Origin of the sequence: Rhodanobacter thiooxydans LCS2, assembly GCF_000264375.1 — a bacterium.
Lineage (GTDB): Bacteria > Pseudomonadota > Gammaproteobacteria > Xanthomonadales > Rhodanobacteraceae > Rhodanobacter > Rhodanobacter thiooxydans.
Genome location: NZ_AJXW01000026.1, coordinates 18,767 through 28,461, shown reverse-complemented (window position 1 = coordinate 28,461; position 9,695 = coordinate 18,767). Strand labels below are relative to the sequence as shown.

Here is a 9,695-nt window from a genome sequence, read left to right as displayed (position 1 = left end):
CCCTGCTTGCAGGGGGGGGGTGGGGTCGCTCTTTGCCACAAGGTCAAAAGCCCCCCTTCCAGCCTCCCCCTGCTTGCAGGGGGAGGAGCTGAAGCTGGCCCTCACCGCCGCGGGCGGAACTCCAGCGGCATCGGCTGGCCCGGCCGTGCGGCGGCCGGCGGTCTCGGGCCGCAGGCGCCGCAGGTGCTGCACCCGTCGCTGCAGTCGCCGGTGGCTTCGGTCGGCTGCAGGTGTCGGCCGAAGGCGCGCGCCAGCGCGCCGCGGCCGGGCTGGTTGAAGTGGATCGACGCCGCCGCCAGCCAACGGTTGGTGGTTTTGCGGGCCAGCTTGCGCAGCACGATCCACACGCTGGCCAGTACCGCCAGGGCAATCACCACGTACTGCAGCAGCAGGCTCGTGCTCACGTCAGCGCCCTCGTCACCTGGTAGACGATGAACGAGGCGGTGTAGGCCATCACGAACATGTAGCCGAACGAGATCGCCACGTTGCGCCAGGAATCGGTCTCGCGCTTGATGATCGCCAGCGTGGACATGCACTGCGGCGCGTACGCGAACCACACCAGCAGCGACAGCGCGCTGGCCAGCGGGATCTGCCCGACCAGCGCCTGCCCCAGTCCTTCCGCCTCGCCACCGACCAGGTAGACCGTGGCCAGCGCCGCCACCGCGGTCTCGCGTGCGGCAAACGCCGGGATCAGCGCCAGACTGATCTGCCAGTTGAAACCGATCGGCGCAAAGATGTACTGCAGGCCGCGCCCGATGTAGCCGGCGAAGCTGTAGTCGATCGCCGGCTGGGTCGCGCCTTCCGGCGCGCCGGGGAAGGTGGAGAGAAACCACATCAGCACGGTCAGGCCGAGGATCACCCCGGTCAGCCGCTTCAGGAAGACCATGCCGCGCTCGTACAGGCCGATCGCCACGTCGCGCGCCTTCGGCAGGCGGTACGAGGGCAGCTCCATCAGCAGCGCGTGCTCGCTCTTGTCGCGGCGCAGGTGCTTCATCACCCAGCCCACCAGCATCGCGCCGAGGATACCGGCCAGGTACAGCGAGAACAGCACCACGCCCTGCAGGTTGAATACGCCGAACACGTAACGCACCGGGATGAACGCGCCGATCAGCAGCGCATACACCGGCAGCCGCGCCGAACAGGTCATCAGCGGCGCGATCAGGATGGTGGCGAGGCGGTCGCGCGGATCCTGGATGCTGCGCGTGCCCATGATGCCGGGGATGGCACAGGCGAAGCTGGACAGCAGCGGGATGAACGAGCGGCCGGTCAGCCCCACCGACAGCATCAGGCGGTCGAGCAGGAATGCCGCGCGCGGCAGGTAGCCGGATTCTTCCAGCGTGAGGATGAAGAAGAACAGCACCAGGATCACCGGCAGGAAGCCCAGCACGGTGCCGATGCCGCCGAACAAGCCGTCGACCACCAGACTCTGCAGCGGCCCGGCCGGCATCAGCGCGGCGACGTGCCCGCCCAGCCAGGCGAAGCCGCCGCCGATCAGGTCGCTCATCGGCTTGCCGGCGGCGTACACCGCCTGGAACACCAGGAACATCACCACCGCCAGGATCGCCAGGCCGAACACCGGGTGCAGCGTCCAGCGGTCCAGCGCATCGTCGAGTGCCGCGGTAGCCCGCGGCATCGTCACCGTCGCCGCCAGCAGCTCGCGCACCTGCGCGTGCAGGTCGGTGCGGCTGGCCGCGTCGTCCGGCTGCGCCGGCGCCGCCGGCGGCACCTCGCCGTCGACCCGCTCGATCAGCGCACGCGCGCCACCGCGTTTCACCGCCACCGTCTCCACCACCGGCAAACCCAGCCGGCGCGACAGCTCCGGCACGTCGATCACGATGCCGCGCGAGCGCGCGGTATCCATCATGTTCAGCGCCAGCACCACCGGCCGGCCCAGCCGCTTCACCTCCAGCACGAACCGCAGGTGCAGGCGCAGGTTGGTGGCGTCGGCTACGCACACGATCAGGTCCGGCGCCACCTCGCCCGGATAGTTGCCGGCGCAGACGTCGCGGGTGATCTGCTCGTCGGGGCTGCTGGCGTCGAAGCTGTAGGCGCCGGGCAGGTCTAGGATCTGCAGCACGCGGCCGGACGGCGCGGTGAAGCGGCCCTCCTTGCGCTCCACCGTGACGCCGGCATAGTTCGCCACCTTCTGGCGGCCGCCGGTGAGCAGGTTGAACAGCGCGGTCTTGCCGCAGTTCGGGTTGCCGACCAGGGCGATACGCAGGGTCGAGGCGCTCATGCCGCCGCCTCGGCGCGCACGCTGACCCGGGCCGCCTCGGCGCGACGCAGCGCAAAGCGGGTGAAGCCGATCTGGATCAGCAGCGGGTCGCCGCCCATCGGCCCCACCGCCACCACCCGCACCGGCTCGCCGTCGACGAAGCCCAGGTCGCGCAGGCGCTGCGCGATCGGATCGGACGCATGCGCGTCGTCCACGCGGTCGACCACGGCGGGGGCACCCTTGGGCAATTCGGACAGACGCACGGGCCGTCTCTCAAATAAGAATGGTTCGCATTGTAGCCCACGCCAGCTCCGTTGCACCACGCTAATTGCCGCACCCGCTGCGTTTATCATCACGTTATTTGCCGCCAGGACCCGCCATGACCGACTCCATCCTCAGCGAACGCCGCGGCGCTGTCGCCTGGCTGACCTTGAACCGGCCACAGGTGCACAACGCGTTCGACGACAGCCTGATCGCCGCACTCACCGGCGCGCTGGCCCAGGCCGACGCCGATCCGGCGGTGCGCTGTGTCGTGCTCAGCGGCAGCGGCAGCACGTTTTCCGCCGGCGCGGATCTCAACTGGATGCGCGGCATGGCCGCTGCCAGCGAACAGGAAAACCGCGAGGACTCGCTGCGCCTGGCGCAGCTGATGCGCACGTTGCAATTCCTCTCCAAACCCACCATCGCCCGCGTCAACGGCGCGGCCTACGGCGGCGGCGTGGGCCTGGTCGCCTGCTGCGACATCGCGATCGGCGTGGATAGCGCCAAGTTCGCACTGTCGGAAGTGAAACTGGGCCTGGTGCCCGCAGTGATCTCGCCCTACGTGGTCGCCGCGATCGGCCTGCGCCAGGCGCGCCGGCTGTTCGTTAGCGGCGAGGTGTTCGACGCCTTGGAAGCGCAGCGCATCGGCCTGCTGCACGCGGTGGTAACCGGCACCGAGCTGGACGAGGCGATCGAGCGCCAGCTGCACTGGCTGGCCAAGGCCGGCCCGCTGGCCCAGCGCGAAGCGAAGCAGCTGGCCCTGCACACCGGCGGCGCCGAGCTCGCCGAGACCGAACGCATCGACGCCGCCAACGCCGCGCTGATCGCCCGCCTGCGCGTGTCGCCTGAAGGTCAGCACGGCCTGGCAGCGTTCCTCGACAAGCGCGCGCCGGCGTGGGTCGCTGCCACGCAGCAGGAGAGCGGGGCATGACCGCTCCAGTAGGGCGGGCACTGCCCGCCACTCGGTGTCTCGAAGTACAAAACAGAGAGCCGGCGGGCGGTGCCCGCCCTACGACTGCCATGCTGCACCGCGCATCGGCTACGACGGTGCAATCTGTTAGTTTCGGTGGCTTTGCATCGACACCCGACGGCTCCAGGAACCCCGCATGTTCGAACGCGTACTGATCGCCAACCGCGGCGAGATCGCCTGCCGCGTGATCCGCACCTGCCGTCGGCTCGGCATCCACAGCATCGCGGTGTATTCGGAAGCTGACCGCGACGCGCAGCACGTGCGGCTTGCCGACGAGGCCTGGCCGATCGGCGGCCCGCTGCCAGCCGAGTCCTACCTGCGCATCGACGCGATTCTCGACGCCGCCAAGAAAAGCGGCGCCCAGGCCATCCACCCCGGCTACGGCTTCCTGTCCGAGAACACCGCCTTCTCGCGCGCCTGCCGGGACGCCGGCATCGTGTTCATCGGCCCCGACCCGGAGAGCATCGAGGCGATGGGCTCCAAGGCCGCGGCCAAGCACCTGATGGCGAAGCACGCCGTGCCGCTGGTGCCCGGCTACGACGGCGACGAGCAGGACAACGCGTACCTTGCCGAACAGGCGCACGCCATCGGCTACCCACTGATCATCAAGCCCTCGGCTGGCGGCGGCGGCAAGGGCATGCAGATCGTGCGCTCGGATGCCGAGTTCCCCGAGGCGCTGGCCACCGCGCAGCGCGTGGCGCTGGCCGCGTTCGGCGACGCCAGCATGCTGCTGGAGCGTTATGTCGAGCAGCCGCGCCACATCGAGTTCCAGGTGTTCGGCGACCGCCACGGCCACGTGATCCACCTCAACGAGCGCGAGTGCTCGGCCCAGCGCCGCTACCAGAAGGTGCTGGAGGAAACCCCCTCGCCGTTCCTCGACGACGCGCGCCGCCAGGCGATGGGCGCGGCTGCCGTGGCCGCCGCGAAAGCCGTGGATTACGTCGGCGCCGGCACGGTGGAGTTCATCGTCGCGCAGGACGGCATGTTCTTCTTCATGGAGATGAACACGCGCCTGCAGGTCGAGCACCCCGTCACCGAGCTGACCCTGGGCCTGGACCTGGTCGAATGGCAGCTGCGCGTGGCGAACGGCGAAGCGCTGCCACTCACGCAGGATGAGGTGGCCTCGCACGGCCACGCCATCGAGGTGCGCATCTACGCCGAAGACCCCGACCAGAACTTCCTGCCCGGCTCCGGCAATCTGCAAACGCTGCGCCTGCCCGCGCCATCGGCACACGTGCGCCTCGACGGCGGCGTGGTCGAGGGCGATACGGTAACGATCTTCTACGACCCGATGATCGCCAAGCTGATCGTGTTCGACGCGGACCGGCCGCAGGCCCTGCAACGGCTGCGCGAAGCGCTGGCGGCATGCGAGATCACCGGCCCGAAATCGAACATCGGCTTCCTCGAACGGCTGGCGCGACACCCGGCGGTGGTCGAGGGGCGCATCGACACCGGCTACCTCGACCGCCACCTGGATGAATTCCTGCTCGGCGACGCGGCACCGACCGCTGGCGTACTGTTCGCCGCCGCCACGGCAGTGTTGCTGCGCGACGAGTCGCACCTGGCCAGCGCCGCCTCCGACCCGCATTCGCCGTGGGCCAGCGCCGATGCCTGGCGCATCGGCCATGCCGGCAAGCGCATCGTGGCGCTGACCTGGCGCGAGCAGCGCTTCGAGATCGAGGCGCGTGGCCACGCCGGCGATTACCAGCTGCACCACGGCGAAACCGGCTGCAGCGTGCGCGGCGCGCGCCTGCTCGACGACCATCTCAGCGCCCGCTTCGACGGCGAATCGCGCCGCGTGCCGCTGCGCGCCGACGCCGTCCACGTGCTGCTGCACGACGCCCACGGCCAGCGCTACAGCTTCGCCCGCGCCGCCGCGTTCGCGTGGGCATCCAGCGACGACGCCGGCGGCAAGCAGGTGATCGCGCCGATGCCCGGCCGCATCGTGCTGGTGAAGGCGAAAGCCGGCGACACGGTCGAGCAGGGCCAGGAGCTGCTGGTGATGGAAGCGATGAAGATGGAACTGGCCTTGAAGGCGCCCCGCGCCGGCACCATCGAAAACGTGAGCGCCGCGCAAGGCGAGTTCGTCGAGGCCGACGCCGTGCTGGTGCGCTTCGCCGATCGGGCTTCTTGAGCCCCTCTCCCCTCGGGAGAGGGGTTGGGGTGAGGGTTCGGGCAGGCAGGATGGTTCACTTCGACCCCGCACCCTCATCCGCCCCTTCGGGGCACCTTCTCCCGCGGGGAGAAGGGAAACAACTTGGAGCATTGCATGAACCCCTCCAACCACGTCCGCATCGTCGAAGTCGGCGCCCGCGACGGCCTGCAGAACGAGAAGACCCTGCTGCCGGCCGAGGTAAAGATCGCGCTGATCGACCGGCTCTCCTCCACCGGCCTGAAGACCATCGAGGCGACCAGTTTCGTCAGCCCGACGTGGGTGCCACAGCTGGCCGACGCGGCCGAGGTATTTCGCGGCATCCGCAAGGTTCCCGGCGTGAGCTATCCGGTGCTGGTGCCGAACCTGCAGGGCTACGAGCGGGCGCGCGAAGTGGGCGTCACCGAGATCGCCGTGTTCACCGCCGCGTCCGAAGCATTCAACCGCAAGAACATCAACGCCTCGATCGACGAGTCAATCGAGCGCTTCATCCCGGTGATGGAACAGGCTCAGGCCGACGAGGTGGCCGTGCGCGGCTACGTCTCCACCGTGCTCGGCTGCCCGTACCAGGGCGAGGTGCCGGTGGCCGACGTGGTGCGCGTGGCGCGGCGCATGTACGAACTGGGCTGCGACGAGATCTCGCTGGGCGACACCATCGGCGTAGGCACTCCGGCCAGGGCGCGCGCGATGCTGCACGCAGTGGCGCAGGAGGTGCCGATCCACGCGCTCGCCGTGCACTTCCACGACACCTACGGCCAGGCGCTGGCGAACATCCTGGCCTGCCTGGAGGAAGGCGTGCGCGTGGTCGACAGCGCCGTCTCCGGCACCGGCGGCTGCCCGTACGCGAAGGGCGCCACCGGCAACGTGGCCAGCGAGGACGTGGTCTACATGCTGCACGGCATGGGCATGGAAACCGGCATCGACCTCGACCTGCTCATCGCCACCGGCGCCTGGCTCGCCGCGCAACTGCACAAGGAAACCGCCAGCCGGGTCACCCGCGCGCGCACGGCCGCAGTCTGAAGTCTCCACAACTCATGCTGCCACTGAGATATCGAAGAAGATCATGTAGCCCCGCACTGATCACTCTCGCATCCTGGCTGTATGCCTGGTGCTGCCGCAGACAAGCGAGGCCGGGGCAAGCGTGCCAAGGCCGACCTTCAGGCTCATACTGAGAAACCAAGGATGCTTGGCACATACTAGTGTCCGCCTGGCCCTAGTTTGCCAGACAGGGGATGCCTCCTGACCAGCCACGCAGCCATCGAGGCCGGCAACGCATGATCACAACGGAAGCCCATACACGCACGGAGCTGATCGACCGGCAATTGGCCCTGTCCGGCTGGAACGTCAAGGACCCCAACCAGGTTGCCGAAGAATTCGACATCCTGGTGAACCCTCCCGAGGGCGTGGCCGAGCCACGCACACCCTACGAAGGCCACCAATTCAGCGACTACGTGTTGCTGGGCAGGGATGGCAGGCCGCTTGCCGTGATCGAAGCCAAGAAGGCCAGCCGCGATGCCGCGCTGGGGCGCGAGCAGGCCAAGCAATACTGCGAGAACATCCAGCGCCATCGCGGTGGTGAGTTGCCGTTCTGCTTCTATACCAACGGCCGCGATCTCTGGTTCTGGGATCTGAGTCATGCGCCACCACGCAAGATCGTTGGCTATCCCACGCGCGACGATCTGGAGCGCCTCGCCTACATCCGTCGCAACCGCAAACCGTTGACCGGCGAGTTCATCAACACCTCGATCGCCGGGCGCGACTACCAGATCCGCGCGATCCGCGCGGTGCTCGAAGGCATCGAAGCCAGCAAGCGCGCGTTTCTGCTGGTGATGGCCACCGGCACCGGCAAGACCCGCACCTGCATTGCCCTGATCGACGCCCTGATGCGCGCTGGTCACGCCGAGAAGGTGTTGTTCCTGGTTGATCGCATCGCCCTGCGTGAGCAAGCACTGGCTGCCTTCAAGGAGCACCTGCCCAACGAGCCGCGCTGGCCCAACGTGGGCGAGAAGCTGATCGCCACGGATCGACGTATCTACGTGGCCACCTACCCCACCATGCTCAACCTCGTCCGCGACGAAACGCAGTCGCTGTCACCGCACTTCTTCGATTTCATCGTGGTCGACGAGAGTCACCGCTCCATCTACAACACCTACGGCGAAGTGCTGGACTACTTCAAGACACTTACCCTGGGCCTCACCGCCACGCCCACCGGCCTGGTCGACCACAACACCTTCGCGCTATTTGACTGCGAAGACGGCCTGCCCAGTTTCGCCTACACTTTCGAAGAAGCGATCAATCACGCTCCACCCTACCTCAGCACGTTCCGGGTCATGAAAATCCAGACCCGCTTCCAGATGGAAGGCATCTCCAAGCGCACCATCTCGCTGGAAGACCAGAAAAAGCTGATCCTCGAAGGCAAGGAAGTCGAGGAAATCAATTTCGACGGCACCCAGCTGGAAAAACAGGTCATCAACGCCGGCACCAACGCGCTGATCGTGCGCGAATTCATGGAAGAGTCCATCAAGGACACCAATGGCGTACTGCCCGGCAAGACCATCTTCTTTTGCACCACCAAGGCGCACGCCCGTCGTATCGAGGAAACCTTCGACAAGCTCTACCCGCACCACCACGGCGAATTAGCCAAAGTGCTGGTTTCCGACGACTCACGCGTGTACGGCAAGGGTGGCCTGCTCGACCAGTTTGCCAACCACGATATGCCCCGGGTTGCGATCAGCGTGGACATGCTCGACACCGGCATCGACGTGCGCGAAATCGTCAACCTGGTGTTCGCCAAGCCGGTGTATTCCTACACCAAGTTCTGGCAGATGATCGGCCGCGGCACGCGCCTGCTGGAACCGGCCAAGATCAAACCGTGGTGCGTGGAAAAGGATCATTTCCTGATCCTCGATTGCTGGGACAACTTCGAGTACTTCAAACTTGAGCCCAAGGGCAAGGAGCCCGCGCCACAACTGCCGCTGCCGGTGAGGCTGGCGGGGCTGCGCATCGACAAGATCGAACAGGCCGCGGCCCGTGGCCGCGCCGATACCGCCATGCGCGAGATCGCCAAGTTTCGCCGACAGATCGCCGCCTTGCCCGCCACTTCGGTCGTCATCAAGGAAGCCGCCGCCGCACTGGCCCGGCTGGGTGAGGAGAATTTCTGGATCACGCTGGACAAGGCCCGGCTCGACTTCCTCCGTCACGAAATCAAACCGCTGTTCCGCACTGTATCCAACGCGGATTTCAAAGCCATGCGCTTCGAGCGCGACTTGGTCGAGTACGCTCTGACCAAATTGTTCGACGACAAGGAACACCAACTGCAAGCCGCCACCATCCGCGTCGCCATCGTCGAGCAGATCGCCGAACTGCCGCTCGCCGTGCCCTTCGTCAAGCAGCAGGAAGCCTTGATCCGTAGCGCGCAGCGACCCGACTACTGGGCCAATGCCGGTGAAGACCAGTTCGACGAACTGATCGAGAAGCTTGCGCCACTGACGAAATTTCGCGATGGCAGCGAAACCGCCAAACCGGTGCACCTCAACCTGCAGGACGCCCTGCACCGCAAGGAATGGGTGGAGTTCGGCCCGCAGCACGAATCGGTCGGCATCGCCCGCTACCGCGAGATGGTCGAGGCGCTGATCGCCGAACTCACTGCCACCAACTCCGTGCTGCAAAAGCTCAAGCACGGCGAGCCGGTCAGCGAGGCCGAAGCCGCCGAACTGGCCGACTACCTGCACCAGAAACACCCGCACATCACCGAAGACTTGCTGCGTCAGGTCTACCGGAACCGCAAGGCGCGCTTCATCCAGTTCATCCGTCACATCCTCGGGCTGGAGCCGCTCAAAAGCTTCCCCGAAGAAGTCGGCGCCGCTTTCGACCAGTTCATCCGCGCTCACAGCACACTGAACAGCCGTCAGTTGGAGTTTCTCGCCCTGCTGCGCAACGTGCTCATCGAGCGCGAAAAAGTGGAGAAACAAGACCTGATCGCCGCACCCTTCACCGTCATCCACCCTCAAGGCATCCGCGGCGTGTTCAGCGCAGCGGAGATCCACGACATCCTGCACCTGACCACGCGACTGGCCGCCTGAGGCCGCACACGGAGA

At 66.9% G+C, this 9,695-nt stretch carries 7 protein-coding genes; 4 read left to right on the top strand and 3 right to left on the bottom strand.

What is annotated here, in order from left to right; all coding sequences use genetic code 11:
• Window positions 1-101: 101 nt before the first annotated feature.
• The 3 genes from UUA_RS06365 to UUA_RS06355 are packed head-to-tail and all read right to left on the bottom strand — an operon-like array spanning window position 102 to window position 2,478.
• On the bottom strand, window positions 102-404 hold the full coding sequence (locus UUA_RS06365; RefSeq protein ID WP_008435246.1) for a DUF6587 family protein: 303 nt from the start codon (window positions 402-404) through the stop codon (window positions 102-104).
• Window positions 401-2,236 carry a ferrous iron transporter B gene (feoB, locus tag UUA_RS06360; RefSeq protein ID WP_008435245.1) on the bottom strand — a complete coding sequence of 612 codons (1,836 nt, stop codon included), beginning with the start codon at window positions 2,234-2,236 and terminating at the stop codon, window positions 401-403. Before feoB ends, UUA_RS06365 begins: the two co-directional genes overlap by 4 nt.
• Window positions 2,233-2,478, bottom strand: a complete 246-nt coding sequence (locus UUA_RS06355; RefSeq protein WP_039953653.1) for a FeoA family protein — start codon at window positions 2,476-2,478, stop codon at window positions 2,233-2,235. The genes feoB and UUA_RS06355 overlap by 4 nt, the downstream gene beginning before the upstream one ends.
• Before the next feature lie 116 nt (window positions 2,479-2,594).
• Here UUA_RS06355 and UUA_RS06350 point away from each other — a divergent pair, with 116 nt between their 5' ends.
• The 4 genes from UUA_RS06350 (at window position 2,595) to UUA_RS06335 (ending at window position 9,680) form a co-directional block, all read left to right on the top strand.
• Window positions 2,595-3,407, top strand: a complete 813-nt coding sequence (locus UUA_RS06350) for an enoyl-CoA hydratase/isomerase family protein (RefSeq protein WP_008435243.1) — start codon at window positions 2,595-2,597, stop codon at window positions 3,405-3,407.
• A gap of 175 nt (window positions 3,408-3,582) precedes the next feature.
• Window positions 3,583-5,580, top strand: coding sequence for an acetyl/propionyl/methylcrotonyl-CoA carboxylase subunit alpha (locus tag UUA_RS06345; protein ID WP_008435242.1), 1,998 nt, complete (start codon window positions 3,583-3,585; stop codon window positions 5,578-5,580).
• 135 nt (window positions 5,581-5,715) lie between these two features.
• A complete protein-coding gene (locus UUA_RS06340) occupies window positions 5,716-6,618 on the top strand; it encodes a hydroxymethylglutaryl-CoA lyase (RefSeq protein WP_008435241.1) in 903 nt (300 codons plus the stop codon).
• 254 nt (window positions 6,619-6,872) lie between these two features.
• The gene (locus tag UUA_RS06335; RefSeq protein WP_008435240.1) at window positions 6,873-9,680 is read left to right on the top strand and encodes a type I restriction endonuclease subunit R; all 2,808 of its coding nucleotides are present in this window, start codon (window positions 6,873-6,875) and stop codon (window positions 9,678-9,680) included.
• Window positions 9,681-9,695: the final 15 nt, after the last annotated feature.

What these genes read in the sequence shown, in the direction of transcription:
- UUA_RS06340 (WP_008435241.1), top strand. Translation starts at nt 5,716, where the DNA reads ATGAACCCCTCCAACCACGTCCGCATCGTCGAAGTCGGCGCCCGCGAC.
- UUA_RS06345 (WP_008435242.1), top strand. Translation starts at nt 3,583, where the DNA reads ATGTTCGAACGCGTACTGATCGCCAACCGCGGCGAGATCGCCTGCCGC.
- UUA_RS06350 (WP_008435243.1), top strand. Translation starts at nt 2,595, where the DNA reads ATGACCGACTCCATCCTCAGCGAACGCCGCGGCGCTGTCGCCTGGCTG.
- feoB (WP_008435245.1), bottom strand. Translation starts at nt 2,236, where the DNA reads ATGAGCGCCTCGACCCTGCGTATCGCCCTGGTCGGCAACCCGAACTGC.
- UUA_RS06335 (WP_008435240.1), top strand. Translation starts at nt 6,873, where the DNA reads ATGATCACAACGGAAGCCCATACACGCACGGAGCTGATCGACCGGCAA.